Consider the following 22,390-nt stretch of genomic DNA (forward strand, 5'->3'; position numbering starts at 1 on the left):
CGTGTCCCGCCGTACCTCTCCCGTGCCCGCCCGCGGCCGCCTGCGTCGCTGGGTCGGCCTCCTGCTGGTCGGGCTCCTGGTGGTGGGCGCCCCGGCGCCGACGGTCCAGGCCGACGACCTGGACGACCAGCGTGCCGCCGCCGAGGAGAAGCAGCGCCAGAAGCAGGCCGAGCGGGACAACCTGCAGGAGGAACTGGAGGACACGACCCAGAAGTTCCGGCAGGCGGTCCTCGACCTGAACGAGGTCGAGGGACGCCTCCCGGTGGCGCAGGCCGAGCTGGCCGAGGCGCAGGCCGAGCTGGCCGAGGCGCGCCGCAAGGCCGAGATCCTGGCGCAGCGACTGGCCGACGCCGAGGACGAGGAGGAGCAGGTCTCCTCCGAGATCGCGGCCGGGGCCGGCAAGGCGGACGAGGCCCGGTCCGACGTCGTCTCGATGGCGCGCGAGGCCTACCGGCGCGGCGAGGGGGTCAGCACGCTCGGGCTCGTCACGGGTGCGGAGTCGACCCGAGAGTTCCTCGAGGACCTCACGGTGACATCCTCCGCGGCGCGCAGCCGGTCGCGGGCGGTGGCCGAGCTCCAGGAGGCCGAGACGGTCGCCCGCAACCAGGAAGCCCGGCTCGTCGCGATCCGCGAGACGATCGCCGACCTCAAGGCCGAGGCGGACGCGAACGTCGTCGCGGCGGAGCGCGCCGAGCAGGAGGCCGCCGACCGCAAGGCCGAGGTGGAACGCCTCATCGCCGAGCAGGAACGGCTCAAGGCCGCGATCGCCGAGCAGCGTGACGACACGATCGCCGAGCTCGAGGAGAACGAGGCCGAGCGCAGCACCCTGGAGTCCCAGATCCAGGACATCATCGTCAAGCAGAAGGAGCGGGACCGCCGCCTCGAGGAGGAGCGCAAGCGGCGCGAGGAGGCCGAGCGCAAGCGGCGCGAGGCCGAGGCCGCGGCGCAGCGCCAGGCCGAGAAGGAAGCCGCCGAGCGTCGGGCAGAGCAGGACTCCGGCTCCTCGAACGGCGGCGGATCCGGTGGCGGTGGCGGAGGGTCGGGCTCGGGTGGCAGCTCGGGCGGCGGCTCCAGCTCCGGCGGAGGTTCCGGCGGAAGCGGAGGCGAATCGTCGTCGTCCGGCCCGTTCCTGGGCTGGCCCACCAACTACCGGGTCGTGACCTCCAGCTACGGCATGCGCTACCTGGAGATGTACGGCTACTCGCGGCTGCACGCCGGCACGGACATCCGTTCCTACTGCGGCACGCCGATCTACGCGGCGCAGAGCGGCTACGTGGAGCAGGCGTACTACGGGTCCAACCCGGGCAACAACGTGCTCATCAACCACGGTCGCCATCAGGGTGACAGCGTGATGTCGCGGTACCTGCACCTGTCGCGCGACATCGTCTACGTGGGCCAGAAGGTGTCCAAGGGCCAGGTCATCGGCTACTCGGGCAGCACGGGCTCCTCGGGGGCGTGCCACCTGCACTTCGAGGTGTACGTCAACGGCAGCACCACCGACCCGATGGGCGGCTGGCTCAACTGACGCCACGCGCGGCACGCACGCCGACGGCGAAAACCGGTGGACCGCCGTCGTCGGCCGCGTATCCTGGGACGTCGCGATCCTGCGAACCCGGGAGGAGGGGACGTGTCCAACAAGGCCAAGGGCGCCAAGAAGAACCAGAAGTCGGCCGACCCGCGTCAGGTCGTGGCGAACAACAAGAAGGCCCGTCACGACTACGTGATCGAGGACGTCCTCGAGGCGGGCATCGTCCTGTCGGGGACGGAGGTCAAGGCGTTGCGCATGGGTCGCGCGTCGCTGCTGGACGGTTACGTGGCGGTCGACCACGACGAGGCCTGGCTGGAGAACGTCCACATCCCCGAGTACTTCCAGGGGACCTGGAACAACCACGCGCCCCGACGTCGGCGCAAGCTGCTGCTGCACCGGGACGAGATCGACCGGCTCGGCGTGAAGTCCCGGGAGAAGGGGCACACGATCGTCCCGCTGCGGCTGTACTTCCTGGACGGGCGGGCCAAGGTGGAGATCGCGCTGGCCCGCGGCAAGAAGGAGCACGACAAGCGCCAGGCCCTGCGGGAGAAGCAGGACATGCGCGAGGCGCAGCGTGCGATGCGTCGCCACGAGCTGCTGACGTAGGCGGACACCGGGGCACGACGACGGCGGGCCGGCGGGAATGTCCGTGCGGGCCGCGCCGTTGATCCACTACGATGGTCGGACCGGTCGGGCAGTCCCGGCCGGTGCGGATCTTGACAAATCCATAGGGGCTGATCGGTTTCGACGGTGGTCGTGCTTCCAGGAGAAGCGGGCCGAGGATGCAGGCTCATCTCGTCAACGCTGCCTGCGAACTCATAGGTGCCGATAACAAGCGCACCGACTTCGCCCTCGCCGCCTGAGCGAGTCCCGAAGTCCGTGAGCCCGGGTTCGCTCTCGACCCGGTAGCTCACGTCATCTAGAGAGCCACTGCTCGTCGCCCTCGTCACCGGGGCGGCGGGGACTTTCAGGTGACTGGGCCCGTCCGCACCTTGTCTGCGTGAGTGCGGGGGCCGAGAAAATCGCAGCAGACTGCGCCCGGAGAAGTCCTGGAAAAGCGCTACCGGACCGGGGTTCGATTCCCCGCAGCTCCACCCCACACGAGGGCCCGCACGGCGACAGCCGTGCGGGCCCTCGTCGTGCCCGGACCCTCGGGCGAGGCCTTCGCCCCCGGGCGTCCGGATCCACACGACCTGCGACGACGTGCCCCGCCGATGCGCCGCGCGGAGGAATGGTGAATGCTGGACATCCGGCCGGTGTCCCGCGAGTGTGGACCCCTGGCCGCGAGGCAGATCACGAACGGCACGATCCGGGAGATGAGGGGTTCACCGATGGCCGATCGAGGACTGGATGCTCTGGCGAAACGCCTCGGGCTGAGGACGGACCCGACGATCTTCTTCGTCTCGGCGGGTCTGATGATCCTCTTCCTGATCGTGCTGCTGGTCTTCCCGGCGCCGATCGGTTCCGCCTTCGGGTCGGCGCGCGAGTGGATCGTGACCAACCTGGGCTGGTTCTTCATCCTCGGGGTGACGGTCTGGCTCGTGTTCCTCGCCTACGTGGCGCTGAGCCGGTACGGCCACCTGCGCCTGGGCGACGACGACGACCGGCCGGCGTACGGCAACCTGTCCTGGTTCGCGATGCTGTTCGCCGGTGGCATCGGCACGGTGCTGATGTTCTGGGGCGTCGCCGAGCCGATCTCCCACTTCGGCAACCCGCCCTTCGCCGACGTCGAGCCGTACTCGACCGAGGCCGCCGAGGACGCGATGTCGATCTCGTTGTACGACCTGGGCCTGCACACCTGGACGATCTTCACCCTGCCGGGGCTGGCGTTCGGCTACTTCGTGTACCGGCACAAGCTGCCCCTGCGGGTCAGCTCGGTGTTCTACCCGTTCCTCAAGGACCGCATCTATGGCCCGATCGGCAAGACCATCGACATCTTCGCCGTCCTGGGCACCCTGTTCGGCCTGGCGGTCTCGCTGGGTCTGGGCACCTCGCAGATCGGCGCCGGGATCAACCACCTGCTGCCGGACGTCGAGAACGACACCTGGCTGCAGGTCGGCATCATCACGGTGCTCACGGCTGTGGCCGTCGGGTCGATCGTCGCGGGCCTCGACAAGGGCGTCCGGCGGCTGTCGAACATCAACATCCTCATGGCCGTGGGGATCATGGTCTTCATCCTCCTGGCGGGGGACACCGTGTTCCTGCTGCGGCAGATCCCGCAGTCGATCGGGGTCTACCTGCAGGACCTGACCGGTCTGGCGTTCTGGAACGACGCGATGTCGCCCTTCACGAAGGAAGGCGGCTGGGGCTGGCAGGGTGACTGGACCGTCTTCTACTGGGCGTGGACGGTGACCTGGGCGCCGTTCATGGGCGTGTTCCTGGCCCGCATCTCGCGGGGCCGCACGATCCGCCAGTTCATCGCCGGGGTGCTGCTCGCCCCGACGCTGTTCACGATCGTGTGGTTCGTGGTCTTCGGCTGGTCGGCGATGGAGCTGGACGGCATCGGCGGTTCGGGCGGTGAGATCTCCGCGGCGGTCGCGGACGACGTCGCCCTGGCGATGTTCACCTTCTTCGAACAGTTCCCCGCGGCGACGCTGGTGTCCGGCATCGCCGTGGTGGTGGTGGCGCTGTTCTTCGCGACGTCGTCGGACTCCGCGTCCCTCGTGGTGGACATGCTCTGCGTCGGGACGCCGGACGCCGGGCCGACGCGCCAGCGCGTCTTCTGGGGCGTCAGCGAGGGCGGGCTCGCCGCGTCGCTGATCATCCTCGGCGGGGTGACCGACGCCGACGGGCTGGCGGCGCTCCAACAGGTGATCACCGTGATCGGCCTGCCGATCTTCATCCTCGTGTTCGTGATGGTCTTCAGTCTGCTCAAGGGGTTGCACTCGGAGAAGCGGGCGGCCGTGGAGGCCCAGTTCGCCGGCGTGCTCGAGAAGGCCGGTCAGGGACGCGGGCGGCCCAAGGTCGCCGGGATGAAGCGGACCCGGACACGGTCGTCGGAGTCGACGATGACCGCGCCGACCCCGGCGGTGCCGGAGGAGGAGCAGAGCTCCGACCAGTCCTGAGCCGAGCGGGCCGGGAGCGCCGCGGCCGGCGTGTGGCGTCGAAAACGTAGGAAAGGTTCCTAATTCGGCTAGGGTGTGGTCCGTGTCTCACACACCGCCGACGACGACGGTCCCCACCGTTCCTGCCCCGGCCGAGGGCGCGCTGCACCCGGGAGAGCTCGTGCTCGGGGACGGCACCCGCGTCCGGGCCCATCCGACGCTGCGACCCGCCGCGGACCGGTGGCGCCGCGCCACCGAAGAGGCTTTCGACGTCGCCCTGGTCCCGGCCGACCCCGCCGCCCCGGACGACGGCGCGCCGGAGACCCCGGACAGCAGCCCGCGGGCCGAGGTCCGGTTCGACCTGGACCCCGGCCTCGACCCGGGCGGCTACACCGTGGAGATCGGCGACGGCGGAGCGGTGGTCGCCGCGAGTGACCTGGCGGGTGCGCACGCAGCGGGTCAGACGCTGCGCCAGCTCGCCGGGGCGCCGGCGTTCCGGCGCGCCCCGGCCCACGGGGGCGGCCCCGTGCTCCCGCACCTCGCGCTGCGGGACGCCCCGGCCCACGCCTGGCGCGGCGTCCTCCTCGACGTCGCGCGGCACTTCCTGCCCAAGGCGGACGTGCTGCGGTTCGTCGACCTGGCCGCGGCCCACCACCTCAACGTGCTGCAGCTCCACCTCACCGACGACCAGGGCTGGCGGGTCGAGTCCCGCCGCCACCCGCGCCTGCACGAGGTCGGCTCCTGGCGACGCGAGTCCACCGTCGGCACGTGGCGCACCGGACGGCGGGACGGTCGTCCGCACGGCGGCTACTACACGCAGGACGACCTGCGCGAGATCGACGCCTATGCCCGGGCCCGAGGGGTGCTGGTGATCCCCGAGATCGACCTGCCCGGGCACGTGCAGGCCGTCCTGGCCGCCTACCCGCACCTGGCGGCCCGGCGCGGCGAGCACGAGGTCTCCACGACGTGGGGGATCAGCGACGACGTGCTGGACCCGTCGGACGAGGCGCTGGCGTTCTGCACCGACGTGCTCGACGAGGTCTGCGCGGTGTTCGCGGGGCCCTTCGTCGCGCTCGGTGGCGACGAGGTGCCGACCACGGCCTGGCGGGAGCGGCCCGACATCGTCGAGCGGGCCGCGGCCCTGGGGCTGGCGCGCTCCGGCGTGGACGGCACCGACGGCGTGGCGCGCCTCGCCGGGTGGTTCCTCGCGCGGCTCGCCGACCATCTGCGCACGCGCGGTCGCCGCGCCGTGGTCTGGGACGAGGCGTTCGGCCCCGACCTGCCGACGGACGCCGTCGTCGTGTGCTGGCGGGGCCACGCCGTCGCGCTGGACGCGATGGCCGCGGGCCACGACGTCGTCCTCGCGCCGGAGCAGGAGGTCTACCTGGACCACCGCGCCGGCGACGGCGACTCCGAGCCGGTGCCGGTCGGGTTCGTGCGCACCACCCGGGACGTCTACGCGTTCGACCCGCTGCCGTCCGCGCTGCTCGAGGACCGCGGCGTCACGCCGGGCGCGCTGCCCGGTCGGCTCCTCGGGGCGCAGGCGCAGGTGTGGAGCGAGCACCTCGACAGCGCGCGACGGGTCGACTACGCCGCGTTCCCGCGGCTGGCAGCCTTCGCCGAGGCCGTGTGGACCACCGACCCCGCGTCCCGCGCACCGGGGTCGGCGGCGTCGGCGGAGTTCCTCGCCCGTCTCGAGGACGCCCACCTTCCCCGGCTGGCGGCGGCGGGCGTCGAGTACCGGCCGCCGGCAGGTCCGCACCCGTGGCAGCAGCGCCCCGGGGTGGCCGGCCACCCGCGCGACCTCGCCGCCGAGCGGGCGGCCGCCGGCTGGACCGGGATGGGCGGCTGGGTGCCGGGCCGCGACGGCGCCGAGCCGGAGACGGCCTCGTGAGCAGGGGAGCCGTGGACGTGGTCCGGGGCGTCGTGCTGCCGCGGCCCGACGGCGGAACGACCGCCCCGATGGACCTGCACCTGGCCGGTGGCCGGGTCGGGACGGTGGTGCCGTCGTCGGGCACCCGGGGGAACAGCACCTCCGGGCGCGTCCTGGACGCCGGGGGACGGCTCGCCCTGCCCGGCCTCGTCGACGCGCACGTCCACGCCGGCGGGGCCGTGCTCGACGCCGGCGTGCAGCACGCCCTGCTGCGCCAGGGCGTGACCGCCGTCGTCACCGGGGCCGACGGCGTGGGGTTCGCGCCGTCCGACCGCACGGCCTACGAGTGGGCCTGCGGGTACTTCGCCGGGATCGACGGGGAGCACCCGCGCTTCTCGGGCGGCACGCTGGCCCAGCTCCTGGCCACGTACGACGGCGCGACGGCGGTGAACGTGGCGGCGCTCGTGCCGCACGGGACCGTGCGGCGGCTGGTCGTGGGCACCGAGCAGCGCCCGGCCCGGCCCGCCGAGGTCGACCGCATGGTGCGGGTGGCGCGGCAGGCGTTCGCCGAGGGTGCGGTCGGCCTGTCCACCGGCCTGGAGTACGTGCCGGCGGCCTGGGCCGACGAGGCCGAGCTGGTCGCGCTCGCCAGGGTCGCCGCCGAGCACGGGCTGCCGCACGTCTCGCACATGCGCGGCTACGAGGCCGCTGCCGTCCCGGCGCTGGCCGAGCTGTTCCGCCTCGCCGCGGCCTCCGGCGTCGCGACCCACGTGTCCCACCTGCACGGGCCCGCCGCGGCGATCACGGGCGTGCTCGACGACGCCCGCGCCGGAGGGCTCGACGTCACCTTCGACTCCTACCCCTACCTGCAGGGCAGCTCGATCCTCGCGATGGTCGCCCTGCCGACCTGGCTCCCGCTGGCCGACCCGGACGCCACGATCGCGGCGCTCGACGCCCCCGCCCTGGCCCGCCGCCTGCGCGACCACCTGGCCGGCCTCGACGACCTGTGGCACCGCGTCACCCTCGCCTGGGTGCCGGGCCTCGACCCGGACGAGGGCGACGTCGCCGGTCGGCGCCTCGTGGACGTCGCCGCCCGCTGGGGCGTCGCCCCCGCGGACGCCGCGCTGCGCGTCCTGCGCGCGTCACGCCTGCGCGCCGCCTGCGTGTTCGCCCAGCCCGACACCAACGACGCCGACGCCGTGCGCACCCTGGCCAACCACCCCGCGCACCTGGGCGGCTCGGACGCCATCTACCAGCCCGTCGGCGCCGGGGCCTGCGCCGGCCGCCCGCACCCGCGCGGGTGGGGCGCCTTCGCGCGCTTCCTCGCCGAGCACGTGCGGACCGGCGGCGACTGGACGTGGCACGACGCCGTGGAGCACCTGTCCGCCCGCGCCGCCCGCCGCTTCGGGCTGGCAGATCGGGGCAGCCTCGAGGCCGGGTCCGTCGCCGACGTCGTGCTCGTCGACCCCCTCGCGGTCGCCGACCGGGCCACCTACGACCGGCCCCGCACACCCGCCGTCGGCATCGACGACGTCCTCGTCGCCGGCGTCCCGGTGCTGACCCACGGCGAGCTCACCGGGCGACGGCCCGGCCGCGGGCTGCGACCGTCCGTCCGCGCCGGCCACCCCACGCCCCCGGCCGTGCCGGCCGGGACGGAAGGAGCACCATGAGGATCGACGACCCCGGCCGGTCCTGGCCGCTGCTCACCCTGGACGACGCCGCCGTGACGCACAACGTCGCCACGGTGGCCGACGTCGTCGCCCGCCACGGCGCCGAGCACGCACCGCACGTCAAGACCCACCTGTCCCGCGAGCTGTGGCAGCGTCAGCGCGACGCCGGTGCCTGGGGCGCGACCGTCGCGACGCCCGCCCAGCTGCGCACCGTCGTCGGCTGGGGGAGCGCGCCACGGATCCTGCTGGCCAACGAGCTCGTCGACCCGCGCGACGCCGCCTGGCTGCGCACCATCCTCGACGCGGCCCGCGCCGAGGAGGTGTGGGTCTACGTCGACTCGCCGACCGGAGTCGACGTGCTGCGCCGGGCCTTCGACGGCGCCGACCACCGGCGCCTCGGCGTGCTGGTCGAGCTCGGCGTGCCCGGCGGCCGCACCGGGGTGCGCGGCGTCGCCGAGGCGGCGGCGCTCGCGGGCGCGGTGGCGGAGGCCGGGCTGCGGCTCGTGGGCGTGGCCGGCTACGAGGGCCCCGTGGCCGGCAGCACCGACGGCGCCGGCCTGCAGGCCGTGGGCGCCTGGTGCCGCCGGCTGCGCGAGGCGGGCGCCGCCGTCGCCGGCCTGGTGGACGACGAGGTGGTGCTCTCGGCCGGGGGCAGCGCCTTCGCCGACGTGGTGCTGGCCGAGCTGACCGCGGCGTCGGGCGCGCGCGTCGTGCTGCGGTCCGGGGCGTACCTGACGCACGACCACGGGCACTACCGCCGCACCGACCCGTGGACCCGGCTCGGCACCGCGCCGCTGCGCCCGGCGATCACCGTGCACGCCGCGGTGCTCTCCACGCCCGAGGCGGGCCTGGCGGTCTGCGGGATGGGCCGCCGGGACGTGTCCTTCGACCTTGACCTGCCGGTGCCGCTGCACGTGCGCACGACGGACGACGCCGGCCGGCTGGGTGCCGTGCGGCCCCTCGACGCGCACGTGACCGCCCTCGACGACCAGCACGCCTACCTGCGCACCGACGACGCGCTCACGCCGGGTGACGTCGTCGCCTTCGGGATCTCCCACCCGTGCACCACGTTCGACAAGTACCGCACCGGGTTGCTCACCGACGGCGACGTCGTCGTGGGCACCCTGACCTTCGACCTGCAGGAGAAGTGAATGCGCAAGAGCCCGATCCGTACCGAGTCCGCCCCGGCCCCGGCCCACACCTTCCACCAGGGGGTGCGCAGCGGCCCCTTCGTGCAGGTCTCGGGCCAGGGGCCGGTCGACCCGGGCACGGGGGAGTACCTGCACCCGGGCGACGTGGCGGCGCAGACGACGCGCACGCTGGAGAACGTGCGCGCGATCGTCGAGGCGTCGGGCGCGACGTTCGACGACGTCGTGATGCTGCGCGTCTACCTGACCTCGCGCGACGACTTCGCGGCCATGAACGAGGCCTACGGCGCGTTCGTCACCCGGCACTGCCCGTCCGGCGTGCTGCCGAGCCGGACCACCGTGATGGTGGGGCTGCCGCGCGAGGAGATGCTGGTGGAGATCGACGCCTTCGCGATCACGGGCTGAGGCCGCCGGGGCGCGGCTCAGCGCACGAGCTGCGGCTCGCGCTCGGGGTCGTGCGGTGCCGGGTCGGGCGAGGAGTCCGGGGTGCCGTCGTCGTCCGTGCCGCCGCCCTCGCCCGGGCCGCCCGCCGGCGGGGCCTGCTCGGTGCGGCGACGGCGGACCAGGCGGTAGGCGACGTAGCCGGCGGCGGCGATCGCGAGCCAGGGCAGCAGCACGCCGAGCGCCAGCACCACCGTCCCCACGGTCGCGGTCAGGGCGCTCCAGCCGGTGGCCAGCCCGTCGACGAACCCGGACGACGGAGCGGTCACGGGGGCCGTCCGTGCGGTGATGGACACGTGGATCGTGGACATGGCGACCTGGTCGCTGAGGGCCTCGCGCTGCGCGGTGAGGGAGTCGAGCTCGGCCTGGCGCTGCGCCAGCTCGCGCTCGACCTCCAGCAGGTCCTCGGTGGAGCCCGCCGAGCCCATCAGCTCGGTGAGCCGGTCGGTGGAGGTGGTCAGGGCGGAGATCCGGGCGTCCAGGTTCTGGCCCCGGCTGGTGACGTCGTCCTCCGAGAGCTCGACGCGCTCGACGGCGGCGACGTCGCCGAAGGCCTCCACGGCGCTGGTGGTCCGCTCGGCGGGCAGACGGAAGATCGCGCTGGCCGACCCGGGCCGGTCCGGCGTGGTGGGTTCCTCGGTGAGCTGCTCCACGCGCCCGCCCGCCTGCTCCACCATGCGCACCAGCTCGTCGGCCGAGGCCGCCGGGTCGGGCGAGGTCAGCTCGACGAACCCGGTGACGACGATCTCGCGGTCGACGACGGTCTCGTCGCCGGCGGCACCGTCCGCACCGGCCTCCTCGGCGATCGCGGACGCGGCACCGCCGGCCTCGTCGGAGACGGCGGTGTCGGCGGTCCCGACGTCCGCGGCGTCGCCCGCACCACTGCCGGTGCAGGCGGCGAGGCCCAGGGCGAGCGTCAGCGCGGTCACGGCCGCCGCGGCGCGGCGAGGCAGGGATCGGTGCGGCATGGCACCGACTGTAGGCGGCTGACCTGCCACGACAGGGGTCCTGGTCGGGATCGTGATCCGACCGTGCCGAGACCGTGACCTGCCGTCCGCAGGTCGGGACGAACGGTGTGGTAACGATCAGATAACGAAGGGTTGCGGACGATAGACACCGGGTCTGTAAGGACGCTGTACTAACAAACATGACCACGACGACGCGTACCAGCCGACGGGGCCTGGACGGCGGTCTGCGAGCGACCACCAAGGTGCTGCCCGAGCATGCCCGGGCGCACAACCGGTCGCTCGTCCTGCAGCACCTCTTCCACGAGGGCCCCACCTCCCGAGCCGGACTCGCCCGCGCGACCGGCCTGACCCGAGTGACCATCTCCGACCTCGTGAGCGTCCTGCTGGCCGAAGGGCTCGTCGAAGAGCTCGGCACCCAGCCCGGACGCCGGGTCGGCAAGCCCGCGATCCTCGTCGGCATGCGCACCGACGCCTACCAGATCGTCGCCATCGACCTCTCCGACGACGCCGTGCTGCGCGGCGCCGTGCTGACGCTGACCGGCGAGGCCGTCGAGCGTCAGTCCCTCGGCGCCGACGACTACCGCGGCGACGACCTCGTCGAGCTCATCGCCCGCTTCGCCCGCAAGCTCGTCGCGGCCGCCACCCGGCCCGTCATCGGGATCGGCGTCGGCTCGCCCGGCGTCGTCGACCCGTCCGGGCGCGTCGTCGAGGCGCCCAACGTCGAGTGGGTCGACGTCCCGCTGGCGGCGACGCTGTCCGACAGGATCGGGTTGCCCGTCCACGTGGCCAACGACGCCAACTCCGCCGCGCTGGCCGAGTACACCTACGGCGGTGCCACCGGCTCCACCCTGGTGCTCACCATCGGCAAGGGCGTCGGTGCCGGGATCATGGTCGACGGCGCCCGCGTGCACGGCGCCGGATACTCCGCCGGCGAGCTCGGCCACGTCACCGCCGTCGACGACCACGGTGAGCCGTGCGCCTGCGGCCGCCGCGGCTGCCTCGAGACCGTCCTGTCCGCCCCCGCCCTGCGGCGGGCCCTCGACGGGCTCGAGGGCCCCGAGGCCGACGCGGCGCTCACCGGCGTCGGCGTCACCCTCGGCAAGGCGCTGGCCCCCGTGGTCGGTGCCCTCAACCTCGGCGAGATCGTCCTCGCCGGCCCCCCCGAGCTGCTCGGGGAGCCGCTGCGTCGAGCGGCCCTCGAGACCATCACGGACCGCACCATGCCGGCCTCTGCGGCCGGGCTGGGACTGCGGATGTCCACCCTCGACGACGACGTCGTGCTGGCCGGGGCCGCAGTGCTCGTCCTCGGCGCCCAGCTCGGCGTCTCCTGACCACCCGAAGTCCCCACCCCCGGGCGGTCCTGGAACCGCCGCCCGGAAAACCATCGGAAGGAAGTACCCCAGTGAAGAGGACACGACTCGTCGCCGCCACCGCGGCGTCGACGATCACCCTGGCGATGGCGCTCACCGCGTGCGCGTCCGACGACACCGAGGCCCCCGCGGACTCGGAGGAGACCACGTCGGAGTCCGGCGAGGTCGAGCCCGGCGACCTGACGCTGTGGGTCGCCGGCGGTGACACGCCGGACGAGCTGCGCGAGTACCTCGTCGACACGTTCGAGGCCGAGAACGAGGGCTCGACGCTGACGATCGAGGAGCAGGACTGGGGCGACCTGGTCACCAAGCTGACCACCTCGCTCCCGGACGCCGAGAACACCCCCGACGTCGTCGAGCTCGGCAACACCCAGGCCCCGACGTTCACCAACGCCGGCGCCTTCCGCGAGATCTCCCCGGAGCTGTACGAGGAGCTGGGCGGGGACAACCTGCTGCAGTCCTTCGTCGAGGCCGGTTCGGTCGACGGCACCGTGTACGCCCTGCCGTACTACTTCGGCTCGCGCTACATGTTCTACCGCGCCGACATCTGGTCGGACGCCGGCATCGAGGTCCCGACGACGCTCGCCGAGTTCGGCGACGCCGTCACCGAGCTGCGCACCGACGACATGTCCGGGTTCGCCCTCGGCGGCCAGGACTGGCGCAACGGCATCTCCTGGGTGTTCGCCAACGGCGGCGAGCTCGCCGTCAAGGAGGGCGAGGAGTGGGTCTCCACGCTGTCCGACGAGAACACGATCGCCGGCCTCGAGCAGTGGCAGGACGTCTACGAGGGCGCCTCGAACGTCCCCGCCACCGAGCGTGACGTGGCCTACTGGGACTTCCTGAACGACAAGGCCGAGGGCGGCGCCCCGGACGCGGCGACCATCATGGCGCCGGGCTGGGCCCGCTGGTCGATCGGCGACCTCACCGAGAACGACGAGGGCGAGGAGGTCCGCGACGGCATGGCGGACGACTCCAAGTTCGACATCTTCGCCCTGCCGGGCGTCGACGGCGGCGTCGCCCCGGTGTTCGCCGGTGGTTCGAACATGGCGGTCTCGGCCCAGTCGCAGCACCCGGAGCTCTCCGAGAACCTGCTGCGCATCATCTACTCGGACGAGTACCAGACGATGCTCGCCGAGAACGGTCTCGGGCCGGCCAACACCGAGTTCAACTCGATCATGGAGACCGACAAGTTCGGTGAGATCACCGTCGAGACCGCCGAGAACTCCAAGCTGACCCCGGCAGCGCCGGGCTGGGCCGCCGTCGAGGGTGCGTCCGTCTACGAGGAGCTCTTCCAGAAGATCGCCGAGGGCGGTGACGTGACCGAGCTCGCCGCCGAGTACGACGAGACCATCACGCCGATGCTCAACGGCCAGGCCGGCTGACGACACCGCTCGTCGACCGACCGTAGGAACTGACGGGCGGGGTGGCACCGGACCCCACGGCTGCCGCCCCGCCCGTCCCATGACCGGGAAGGAGGACCGCATGACCCAGGCCATCGGCACGACCGCAGGCTCGGACGGCATCGCGATCCGCCGTCGGCGCAGGCCGGCCACCCCCTATGTTCTGCTGATCCCCGCCGTCGCGGCCCTCCTGATCGGCCTCGGATACCCCGTATACTGGCAGATCGTCACCTCGCTGCAGGAGTTCGGGCTCATGCAGCAGTTCGGCGCCCCGCCGACGTTCGTGGGCCTCGACAACTACGCCCGCATCTTCACCGACGCCGAGGTGTGGTCGGTCGTCGCGAAGTCGATCGCCTTCTGCCTCGTCAACGCCCTGCTGACCGTCGGGATCGGCCTCGGCCTCGCCGTGCTCATGCGTGCGGTCAGCGGCTGGGTCCGCATCACGATGCAGATCACGCTGCTGCTGGCCTGGGCGACGCCGCTCGTGGCCGCCGTCACCGTCTTCCGGTGGCTGTTCGACTACCGCACCGGCGTCGTCAACTGGATCTTCGTCCAGTCCGGCTTCGAGAGCTTCGACGGCTACAACTGGCTGGGCAACGTCTGGACGTTCTTCATGGTGGCGTCGTTCATCGTCATCTGGATGTCCGTGCCGTTCGTGGCGCTGTCCATCTACGCGGGCCTGACGCAGGTCTCCGAGGAGGTCCTCGAGGCCGCCCGGATCGACGGCGCCGGCTCCCGCCAGATCCTGTGGCGCATCATCATGCCCCTGGTGCGCCCGGTCATCGCGATCGTGCTGCTGCTCCAGATCATCTGGGACCTGCGCGTGTTCGCCCAGATCCGCCTGCTGCAGGACGCCGGCGCCCCCATCGCCGAGACGAACCTGCTCGGCAACTACATCTACGAGCTCGGTGTCGGCAGCCAGGACTTCGCCGGTGCCGCCGCCGTCTCGCTGTTCGTCCTGGTGCTCACGATGGTGCTCTCGGGACCGTACGTGCGCTATCTCATGAAGGAGGACGCCGCATGAGTGCCGTCGCCGCCGACACCGTCGCGCCGACCGCGACGACGCCCCAGCGGACGCCGCTGCGCCGTCGTCGGGTCAGGCCGGGCAAGGTCCTGCTGAGCGTGCTGGGCCTCGCGCTCGCCGCGGTCTGGGTCTTCCCCGTCTACTGGATGATGAACTCCGCCGTCACCCCGGACGCCATCCTGGGCGGCGACACCCCGCAGTTCCTCCCGCTCAGCTTCACGCTGACGAACCTCCAGTCCGTGCTGACCGACTCCGGGTTCCTCAATGCCCTCGGCATGAGCCTCATGGTCACGGGCCTGACCATCACCCTGGTGCTGGCCTTCGCGTTCCTCGCGGCGCTGGCGATCAGCCGGTGGCGGTTCCGCGGCCGGACCAGCTTCATCCTCGCCGTGCTGTTCATCCAGATGCTGCCGGCCGAGGGCCTGTTCATCGCCCAGTACCAGATGATGTCCAGCCTCGGCCTGCTCAACCAGGTCATCGGCATCTCCGCGCTGTACGTGGCCATGCTCGTGCCGTTCACGGTCTGGATGCTGCGCGGCTTCGTCGCCGGCGTCCCGATCGAGCTCGAGGAGGCCGCGATGGTCGACGGGCTGTCCCGCCCGCGGGCCTTCCTGCGGATCACCTTCCCGCTGCTCGCCCCGGGCCTCATCGCCTCCGGCGTGTACGCGTTCCTGCAGGCCTGGAACGAGTTCACCACCGCGCTGGTCATCCTGCCGGCGGAGTCCGCCCAGACGCTGCCGATCTGGCTGCGCAGCTTCCTGTCGGCGTCGGCCAACCGCGGCATCAACTGGGCCGAGGTCATGGCCGCGTCCACGCTCATCGCGGTCCCCGTGATCATCTTCTTCCTGTTCGTGCAGGGCCGGATGACCTCGGGACTCGTCTCGGGTGCGGTGAAGGGCTGACGTGGACGACGTGCGAACGACGGCGCCCCCGGTGCCGTCAGGGTTCAGCGTGGGCCTGGACATCGGCGGCACCAAGACGCTCGCCGTCCTGCTCGGCCACGAGGGCCAGGTGCTGGCGCAGAGCCGCCTGGCCACCGAGACCGGTCCCGTCGGCGTGGTGGACGGCGCCGTGCGGGCCGTCGAGAGCGTGGCGCGGCAGGCGGGCGTCCTGCTGGCCGACGTCACCGGCGTCGGCGTCGGGGTGCCGGGGCTCGTGGAGTCCGACGACGGCACGGTGCGCCACGCCGTCAACCTCGGGCTCGACGGCGACCCCCTCGACCTCGCGCACCTGCTCTCCGAGCGGCTCGGTGGCGTCGGCGTCGGGGTGGAGAACGACCTCAACGTGGCTGCCGTCGGCGCCGCCCACCTCGTCGAGGCCGAGGAGCCGGACGACCGGCCCACCGACCTGGCGTTCCTGGCGCTGGGCACCGGCCTGGCCGCCGGGATCGTCCTCGACGGCAGCCTGCGCCGGGGTCGCACCGGCGCGGCGGGCGAGATCGGGCACGTCCCGGTCGACCCGCTCGGCCCGCCGTGCGGCTGCGGCCAGCGCGGCTGCCTCGAGCTGTACGCCTCCGGGTCGGCGGTCACCGCGCTGTGGCCCAGCATCACCGGGCGGCCCGCGCCCGTCGAGCTGTTCGAGGCCGCCGACGCCGGCGACCCGGAGGCGGTCGCCGCCCGGGACACCTACGCGCGGGCGGTCGCGGCCGCGGTGCGGATGCTGGTGCTCACCGTCGACGTGCGCCACGTCGTGCTCGGCGGCGGTGTGTCCCAGCTCGGCGAGCCGCTGCTCGACGTCGTGCGCTCCGCGCTGACCGACGAGTCCGCGGCGTCGGGTTTCCTGCGCTCCCTCGACCTGCCGGGCCGGGTCCGGCTCGCACCGGGACGCGTCCCGGTCGGCGCGATCGGTGCCGCCGTCATCGGGCGCGGGCACGCCGCCCGAGTCCGTGACCTGGCCCGATAGCCTCCCCCCGATAGCGTTGCCCCGACAAACGACCCGTGGGTGACGGCACCATCCCGCGCCGCCGCCCGCGCCGACCGAGAGGAACCCACTCCGTGAATCTCCGACGGATCGCCGCACCGCTCGCCGCGACCCTCGCCGTCGTCCCCGTGCTGGCCGCCTGCGGCTCCGGCGAGGTGGAGCCGGAGAGCTCCGACGACATCGTGCTCTGGCTCGTGGGCACCGACACCGGCGAGGACCTGCGCGAGCACCTCGTGACGACCTTCGAGGAGCGCAACCCGGGGGCGACGCTCACCATCGAGGAGAAGGAGTGGGGGACGCTCGTCGACGAGCTCGACGCGTCGCTGGGCGATCCCGCAGCGACGCCCGACGTCGTCGAGCTGGGCAACACCCAGGCCCCGACGTTCACCTACGCCGGCGACTTCCGGCAGATCTCGCCGGAGCTGTACACCGAGCTGGGCGGGGAGGACCTGCTGCAGTCGTTCGTGGAGGCCGGGTCGGTCGACGACACGGTCTACGCGCTGCCGTACTACTTCGGATCGCGCTACGTCTTCTACCGCAAGGACGTGTGGCGAGAGGCCGGCGTCGACGTCCCCGACACGCTGGACGAGTTCGGCGAGGCCGTGAAGACCCTGCACACGGACAACATGGCCGGCTTCGCGATGGGCGGCCAGGACTGGCGCAACGGCATCTCGTGGGTGTTCGCCCACGGCGGCGAGCTCGCCGTCAAGCAGGGTGGCGGGTGGACCTCGACGCTGTCCGACCCGAACACCATCGCCGGTCTCGAGGCCTGGCAGGACGTCTACCAGAACGCGTCGTACCTGCCGGCCACCGAGGTCGACGTCGCCTACTGGGACTTCATCAACGACGGCGTGGACTCCGACCAGCCGGCCGCCGCCACCATGATGGCGCCCTCCTGGGCTCGCTGGTCGATCGGCGACCTCGTCCAGGGTGAGGACGGCATCGAGGTGCGCGACGGGATGGCGGACACGTCCACCTACGACATCTTCGCCCTGCCCGGCGTCGACGGCGGGGTCGCCCCCGTGTTCGCCGGCGGGTCGAACCTGGCGATCTCGGCGCTGACGCGCAACGCGGAGCTCTCCGAGGACCTGCTGCGCGTCGTCTACTCGGACGAGTACCAGACGATGCTCGCCGAGGCCGGTCTCGGACCCGCCAACACGACCTTCACCGACCTGATGACGGGTGACAAGTTCGGTCGCACGCTCGTCGCCACGGCCGAGGCGTCCCAGCTGACCCCGCCCGCGCCGGGCTGGGCGGAGATCGAGTCGCGCGGCATCTACGAGGACCTGTTCAAGGAGATCGCACGCGGCGGAAACGTCCCCGCGCTCGCCCAGGAGTTCGACGCGAGGATCACCCCGCTGCTCGACGGCGGCGACGTCGCCGCCGAGGAGTGACCGCGCCGTCGGCGCACCACACAGAAGGGAGACCTCGATGGAGGTCGTCATCGCTCCCGCGGAGGAGCTGGCGGTGCTGGCCGCCGATGCCGTCGAGGCGCTGCTGCGCCGTCGTCCGCAGGCCGTGCTGGGCCTGGCCACCGGGTCCAGCCCGCTGAAGGTGTACGACGAGCTGGCTCGCCGCCACGAGCAGGACGGGCTGTCGTTCGCCGACGCGCGCGGGTTCATGCTCGACGAGTACGTCGGCCTGGCCGCCGACCACCCCGAGCGGTACCGCAACGTCATCGCCACCGAGATCGCCGAGCGGGTGGACTGGCCGGCCGAGCAGGTCGCCGGACCCGACGGCCTGGCCGCCGACCTGCCGGCCGCGTGCGCCGCCTACGAGACGGCGATCGCCGACGCCGGCGGCGTGGACCTGCAGATCCTGGGGATCGGCACCGACGGGCACATCGCGTTCAACGAGCCCGGCTCGTCGCTGGCCTCGCGCACGCGCATCAAGACCCTGACCCGCCAGACCCGGGTGGACAACGCCCGGTTCTTCGACGGCGACGTCGACAAGGTGCCCACGCACTGCCTGACCCAGGGCCTGGGCACCATCATGGCGGCACGCCACCTGGTGCTGCTGGCCACCGGCCGGCACAAGGCCGAGGCCGTGCACCAGCTCGTCGAGGGGCCGATCTCCGCGCTGTGGCCCGCCACCGTGATGCAGATGCACCCGCACGCCACCGTGCTGGTCGACGAGGCCGCCGCGTCCCGGCTGCAGCTCGCCGACTACTACCGCCAGACCTACGCCTCCAAGCCGGACTGGCAAGGCCTCTGACACCCCTCGCGAGGTAGGCAACCTCCCGCCGAGGTAGGCGAACGGACCACGCGTTCGTCGCCTACCTCGCGAGGCGCTGGTCTACGTCGGCGGGAGGTTGCCTACCCCGCGGTGGTGTCGGTGGCCGGCACGTAGGATGGAGCCCATGAGCGAGCCCCTCTCCACCCCGCCCGCGGACCCTGCGCAGGACACCGGATCGGGGACGAGCGTCCTCGAGCGTCCCGACACCCGCGAGCAGGCGGCGGAGCCGGGCGACCACGAGCGCTTCGCGCACTACGTGCGCAAGGAGAAGATCATGGAGTCGGCGATGTCCGGCAAGCCCGTGATCGCGCTCTGCGGCAAGGTCTGGGTGCCGGGTCGCGACCCGGCGAAGTTCCCGGTCTGCCCGATCTGCAAGGAGGTCTACGACGGGCTCCGTGACCCGCAGGACGGCGACGGCGACTCCGGCTCAGACTCCGAGCAGTGAGCGCCCCGCTCCCCGAGCCCGAGTCCGTCGACCTCTTCGAAGCCGCCAGCGAGCTGGCCAAGCCGCTCCCGCAGTCGCCGTCCGTCGCGGCGGCGTCCCACCTCAGCCCGGCCTACCCGCGCCGTGCCCCGTGGGGGACGGCGTCGAACCTGCGTGCCTGGCAGGCCGAGGCCCTCGAGCTGTACCACCAGCGGTCCGCGCGGGACTTCCTGGCGGTCGCCACCCCCGGGGCCGGCAAGACGACGTTCGCGCTGCGCGTGGCCACCGAGCTGCTCGACGCCGGCGTGGTCCGGCGGGTGACGGTGGTCGCGCCGACCGAGCACCTCAAGCACCAGTGGGCCGATGCCGCGGCGCGCGTCGGTATCCGCATCGACCCGTCCTTCAAGAACGCCCAGGGCAAGCACGGTGCCCACTACGACGGGGTGGCGCTCACCTACGCCCAGGTCGCCTCCAAGCCCGCGCTGCACCGCGCGCGGACCGAGGCGGCGCGCACGCTGGTCATCCTCGACGAGGTGCACCACGGCGGTGACGCGCTGAGCTGGGGCGACGCCATCCGGGACGCCTTCGAGGACGCGACGCGACGGCTCGCGCTGACCGGCACGCCGTTCCGCTCGGACACCGCCACGATCCCGTTCGTGACCTACGAGGCCGACGCCGACGGGATCCGCCGATCGAAGGCGGACTACGTGTACGGCTACGGCGACGCGCTGCGCGACCACGTGGTGCGGCCCGTGCTGTTCATGACGTACTCCGGTGAGATGCGGTGGCGCACCCGTGCCGGGGACGAGGTCAGCGCCCGGCTCGGCGAGGACATGACCAAGGACATGCACGCCCAGGCCTGGCGTACCGCCCTGGACCCGCGGGGTGAGTGGATCCCGTCGGTGCTCGCGGCCGCCGACCGCCGCCTGACGGAGATGCGGCGCGCGGTGCCCGACGCCGGCGGGCTGGTCATCGCCTCCGACCAGACGGACGCGCGGGCCTACGCCGGGCACCTGGCACGGATCACGGGCACGTCGCCCACGGTCGTGCTCAGCGACGACGACGGCGCCAGCGCCCGCATCGACGAGTTCGCGGCCGGCAACCAGCGCTGGATGGTCGCGGTGCGCATGGTGTCCGAGGGAGTCGACGTCCCTCGGCTCGCCGTCGGCGTCTACGCCACCAGCACGTCGACGCCGCTGTTCTTCGCCCAGGCCGTGGGGCGGTTCGTCCGCGCGCGCAAGCGTGGCGAGACGGCGTCGGTGTTCCTGCCGAGCGTGCCGCTGCTGCTGGGGCTCGCGAACGAGCTGGAGGCCGAGCGCGACCACGCGCTGGACCGGCCCCAGACCGCCGAGGAGCAGGGCATCGAGTACGACCCGGAGGCAGCGCTGCTCGCGGCCGCCAACAAGGAGGAGAAGGCGTCCGGCGAGCTGACCGGGTCCTTCGAGGCGCTCGACGCCCAGGCCTCGTTCGACCGCGTGCTGTTCGACGGCGGCGAGTTCGGCACCGGGGGAGACGTCGGGTCCGACGCCGAGCAGGACTTCCTGGGTATCCCCGGCCTCCTGGACGCCGACCAGGTCTCCACGCTGCTGCGTCAGCGCCAGGCCGCCCAGACGCGCGGGCGCAGCGGCGGCGGGGCCACGGCCGGCGAGGCCGCTCTCGAGCAGTCCGAGCAGGAGCACCGGCGCGCGGCCGCGCTGCGCAAGGAGCTGTCCAAGCTGGTGTCGGCGTGGGCCCGCAAGTCCGGCACGCCGCACGGCAAGGTGCACACCGAGCTGCGCCGCCGGTGCGGCGGTCCGGAGGTGCCCCTGGCCACCGCGGACCAGCTCGACGCCCGGGTGGCGATGGTGCGCGGCTGGTTCGTCGGCAAGCGCTGAGCAGGGTTACGCCAGGCGTTCCTCCACGGTCGGGATGGCCGGGTCGCCGGCCGAGAGCCGGCGTGCCCCGCGCGGGAGCTCGGCCCGTGAGGCCCGATGACGTTCGGCGGCGCTCTGCACGCCGTAGGCTCCGACCCACCGCGAGTCGACCGCGCCGTCGGTGACCAGCGGCACGTGCAGCGGCCGCATCCGCCCCGTGTCGGCCTCCTCGCCGGGCTCCCAGGTGACGACGGCCTCGTCCGGGCCCGTGAGGACGACCTCCTCGAGCGCCCGGCCCTCGTCGTCGAGACGTCGTGCCGCCGTCTTGCGGCCGCCCTGGCTCTGCTTGCGCGTCGACGTCTTGGCCACGGGCTGCATCCGACCGGTGGAGTCCGCACGCGCCACGAGCTTGTAGACCATCCCGCAGGTCGGCGCGCCGGACCCCGTCACCAGCGACGTGCCCACGCCGTAGGAGTCCACCGGGGCCGCGGCGAGCCCGGCGATGGCGTGCTCGTCCAGGTCCGAGGTGACCACGATCTTGGTGCCGGTGGCGCCGAGCTCGTCGAGCTGGGCCCGCACCTCGACGGCGAGCGCCCCCAGGTCGCCGGAGTCGAGGCGGACGGCCCCGAGGTCGGTGCCGGCGGCGGCGACGGCGTGCTCGACGCCGCGGCGGACGTCGTAGGTGTCGACGAGCAGGGTGGTGCCGACGCCGTGCCAGGCGACCTGGGAGGCGAAGGCGGAGGTCTCGTCGTCGTGCAGGAGCGTGAAGGAGTGCGCTGCGGTGCCGATGGTCTCCAGGCCGTACCGGTAGCCGGCCTCGAGGTTGGAGGTGCCGACGAATCCGCCGACGACGGCGGCGCGGGCGGCGGCGACGGCGGACTGCTCGTGGGTGCGGCGCGAGCCCATCTCCATGACGGGGCGGTCGACGGCGGCGCTGGTCATGCGCGAGGCGGCGGACGCGACGGCGGAGTCGTGGTTGAGGATGGACAGCACGAGCGTCTCGAGCAGGACGGCCTCGGCGAAGGTGCCCTCGACCTGCAGGACGGGGGAGCCGGGGAAGAACGTCTCGCCCTCGGCGTACCCGGAGATCCGCCCGCCGAAGCGGAATCCGCGCAGGAAGTCCAGCGTGCGGTCGTCGACGACGCCCTGGCGTTCCAGGAACCCGAGCTCGGCGTCGCCGAACCGGAACGCGGCGAGCGCCTCGAGGACACGTCCGGTGCCGGCGAGGACGCCGTAGCGCCGACCGGGCGGGAGGCGCCGGGTGAACACCTCGAAGACGCAGTGACGGTGCGCGGTGCCGTCGGCGAGGGCGGCGGCGAGCATCGTGAGCTCGTAGCGGTCGGTGAGCAGGGCGAGGGAGGGCCGCAGTGTGGGCAAGGGGGCCGCCGGGAGGGATCGGGGTGCGGTCAGGGTGTCGGGCGGAGCGCCGTTGCCCCGTCTCTCGTCGGTCATGTCCCTACCGTACGGGCGTGTCCGTGCTGCGGCCGGGCGA

The 22,390-nt window shown here is 73.0% G+C and carries 18 protein-coding genes and 1 other RNA gene; 17 read left to right on the top strand and 2 right to left on the bottom strand.

Going from position 1 to position 22,390, the window contains the following annotated elements:
• Position 1: 1 nt before the first annotated feature.
• From HDG68_RS09940 to HDG68_RS09975, 8 genes are all read left to right on the top strand, one after another.
• Positions 2 to 1,525 carry a peptidoglycan DD-metalloendopeptidase family protein gene (locus tag HDG68_RS09940; RefSeq protein ID WP_172151650.1) on the top strand — a complete coding sequence of 508 codons (1,524 nt, stop codon included), beginning with the start codon at positions 2 to 4 and terminating at the stop codon, positions 1,523 to 1,525.
• 102 nt (positions 1,526 to 1,627) lie between these two features.
• A complete protein-coding gene (smpB, locus tag HDG68_RS09945; protein WP_343037524.1) occupies positions 1,628 to 2,134 on the top strand; it encodes an SsrA-binding protein SmpB in 507 nt (168 codons plus the stop codon).
• A 124-nt stretch (positions 2,135 to 2,258) separates the two neighbouring features.
• Positions 2,259 to 2,625, top strand: a transfer-messenger RNA (tmRNA) gene (gene ssrA, locus HDG68_RS09950).
• A gap of 234 nt (positions 2,626 to 2,859) precedes the next feature.
• Positions 2,860 to 4,593 (top strand): BCCT family transporter, encoded by a 1,734-nt coding sequence (locus HDG68_RS09955; protein WP_216648257.1) that lies wholly within the window; start codon positions 2,860 to 2,862, stop codon positions 4,591 to 4,593.
• Between the two features lie 82 nt (positions 4,594 to 4,675).
• Positions 4,676 to 6,466, top strand: a complete 1,791-nt coding sequence (locus HDG68_RS09960) for a family 20 glycosylhydrolase (RefSeq protein ID WP_172151652.1) — start codon at positions 4,676 to 4,678, stop codon at positions 6,464 to 6,466.
• Entirely contained in the window at positions 6,463 to 8,115 is a 1,653-nt protein-coding gene (locus HDG68_RS09965; protein ID WP_343037525.1) for an N-acyl-D-amino-acid deacylase family protein, read from the top strand. Before HDG68_RS09960 ends, HDG68_RS09965 begins: the two co-directional genes overlap by 4 nt.
• On the top strand, positions 8,112 to 9,266 hold the full coding sequence (locus tag HDG68_RS09970) for an alanine racemase (RefSeq protein WP_172151654.1): 1,155 nt from the start codon (positions 8,112 to 8,114) through the stop codon (positions 9,264 to 9,266). The genes HDG68_RS09965 and HDG68_RS09970 overlap by 4 nt, the downstream gene beginning before the upstream one ends.
• Positions 9,267 to 9,668, top strand: coding sequence for a RidA family protein (locus HDG68_RS09975; RefSeq protein WP_172151656.1), 402 nt, complete (start codon positions 9,267 to 9,269; stop codon positions 9,666 to 9,668).
• A gap of 17 nt (positions 9,669 to 9,685) precedes the next feature.
• Here HDG68_RS09975 and HDG68_RS09980 read toward each other — a convergent pair whose 3' ends face one another.
• Complete coding sequence (locus HDG68_RS09980; RefSeq protein WP_172151658.1) at positions 9,686 to 10,672, bottom strand: DUF4349 domain-containing protein; 987 nt, start codon at positions 10,670 to 10,672, stop codon at positions 9,686 to 9,688.
• A 179-nt stretch (positions 10,673 to 10,851) separates the two neighbouring features.
• Between HDG68_RS09980 and HDG68_RS09985 the strand changes: the two genes are divergently transcribed.
• The 9 genes from HDG68_RS09985 to HDG68_RS10025 all read left to right on the top strand — a co-directional run bounded on the left by HDG68_RS09985 (position 10,852) and on the right by HDG68_RS10025 (position 20,919).
• Positions 10,852 to 12,003 carry an ROK family transcriptional regulator gene (locus tag HDG68_RS09985; protein ID WP_172151660.1) on the top strand — a complete coding sequence of 384 codons (1,152 nt, stop codon included), beginning with the start codon at positions 10,852 to 10,854 and terminating at the stop codon, positions 12,001 to 12,003.
• Positions 12,004 to 12,074: 71 nt separating this feature from the next.
• Positions 12,075 to 13,424 carry an extracellular solute-binding protein gene (locus tag HDG68_RS09990; protein ID WP_343037526.1) on the top strand — a complete coding sequence of 450 codons (1,350 nt, stop codon included), beginning with the start codon at positions 12,075 to 12,077 and terminating at the stop codon, positions 13,422 to 13,424.
• A 100-nt stretch (positions 13,425 to 13,524) separates the two neighbouring features.
• Positions 13,525 to 14,466, top strand: coding sequence for a carbohydrate ABC transporter permease (locus HDG68_RS09995; RefSeq protein WP_172151662.1), 942 nt, complete (start codon positions 13,525 to 13,527; stop codon positions 14,464 to 14,466).
• Positions 14,463 to 15,368 (top strand): carbohydrate ABC transporter permease, encoded by a 906-nt coding sequence (locus HDG68_RS10000; RefSeq protein ID WP_172151664.1) that lies wholly within the window; start codon positions 14,463 to 14,465, stop codon positions 15,366 to 15,368. Before HDG68_RS09995 ends, HDG68_RS10000 begins: the two co-directional genes overlap by 4 nt.
• Position 15,369: 1 nt before the next feature.
• Complete coding sequence (locus HDG68_RS10005; RefSeq protein ID WP_343037527.1) at positions 15,370 to 16,368, top strand: ROK family protein; 999 nt, start codon at positions 15,370 to 15,372, stop codon at positions 16,366 to 16,368.
• Positions 16,369 to 16,460: 92 nt separating this feature from the next.
• Positions 16,461 to 17,780, top strand: coding sequence for an extracellular solute-binding protein (locus HDG68_RS10010; RefSeq protein WP_172151666.1), 1,320 nt, complete (start codon positions 16,461 to 16,463; stop codon positions 17,778 to 17,780).
• A gap of 37 nt (positions 17,781 to 17,817) precedes the next feature.
• Entirely contained in the window at positions 17,818 to 18,600 is a 783-nt protein-coding gene (nagB, locus tag HDG68_RS10015; RefSeq protein WP_172151668.1) for a glucosamine-6-phosphate deaminase, read from the top strand.
• Between the two features lie 145 nt (positions 18,601 to 18,745).
• The gene (locus tag HDG68_RS10020; protein ID WP_172151669.1) at positions 18,746 to 19,066 is read left to right on the top strand and encodes a DUF3039 domain-containing protein; all 321 of its coding nucleotides are present in this window, start codon (positions 18,746 to 18,748) and stop codon (positions 19,064 to 19,066) included.
• 53 nt (positions 19,067 to 19,119) lie between these two features.
• Positions 19,120 to 20,919: a DEAD/DEAH box helicase gene (locus HDG68_RS10025; protein ID WP_216648298.1), complete on the top strand. Its 1,800-nt coding sequence runs from the start codon at positions 19,120 to 19,122 to the stop codon at positions 20,917 to 20,919.
• 6 nt (positions 20,920 to 20,925) lie between these two features.
• Here HDG68_RS10025 and HDG68_RS10030 read toward each other — a convergent pair whose 3' ends face one another.
• Entirely contained in the window at positions 20,926 to 22,350 is a 1,425-nt protein-coding gene (locus tag HDG68_RS10030) for a nicotinate phosphoribosyltransferase (protein ID WP_172151673.1), read from the bottom strand.
• Positions 22,351 to 22,390: the final 40 nt, after the last annotated feature.

The organism is Isoptericola chiayiensis, assembly GCF_013149805.1.
Taxonomy (GTDB): domain Bacteria; phylum Actinomycetota; class Actinomycetes; order Actinomycetales; family Cellulomonadaceae; genus Isoptericola; species Isoptericola chiayiensis.

Excerpts from the sequence above, each read along its gene's own strand:
- HDG68_RS09970 (WP_172151654.1), top strand. The coding sequence starts at position 8,112 with ATGAGGATCGACGACCCCGGCCGGTCCTGGCCGCTGCTCACCCTGGAC.
- HDG68_RS10030 (WP_172151673.1), bottom strand. The coding sequence starts at position 22,350 with ATGACCGACGAGAGACGGGGCAACGGCGCTCCGCCCGACACCCTGACC.
- HDG68_RS09980 (WP_172151658.1), bottom strand. The coding sequence starts at position 10,672 with ATGCCGCACCGATCCCTGCCTCGCCGCGCCGCGGCGGCCGTGACCGCG.
- HDG68_RS09995 (WP_172151662.1), top strand. The coding sequence starts at position 13,525 with ATGACCCAGGCCATCGGCACGACCGCAGGCTCGGACGGCATCGCGATC.
- HDG68_RS09955 (WP_216648257.1), top strand. The coding sequence starts at position 2,860 with ATGGCCGATCGAGGACTGGATGCTCTGGCGAAACGCCTCGGGCTGAGG.
- HDG68_RS10020 (WP_172151669.1), top strand. The coding sequence starts at position 18,746 with ATGAGCGAGCCCCTCTCCACCCCGCCCGCGGACCCTGCGCAGGACACC.
- HDG68_RS09985 (WP_172151660.1), top strand. The coding sequence starts at position 10,852 with ATGACCACGACGACGCGTACCAGCCGACGGGGCCTGGACGGCGGTCTG.
- HDG68_RS09975 (WP_172151656.1), top strand. The coding sequence starts at position 9,267 with ATGCGCAAGAGCCCGATCCGTACCGAGTCCGCCCCGGCCCCGGCCCAC.
- HDG68_RS10000 (WP_172151664.1), top strand. The coding sequence starts at position 14,463 with ATGAGTGCCGTCGCCGCCGACACCGTCGCGCCGACCGCGACGACGCCC.
- nagB (WP_172151668.1), top strand. The coding sequence starts at position 17,818 with ATGGAGGTCGTCATCGCTCCCGCGGAGGAGCTGGCGGTGCTGGCCGCC.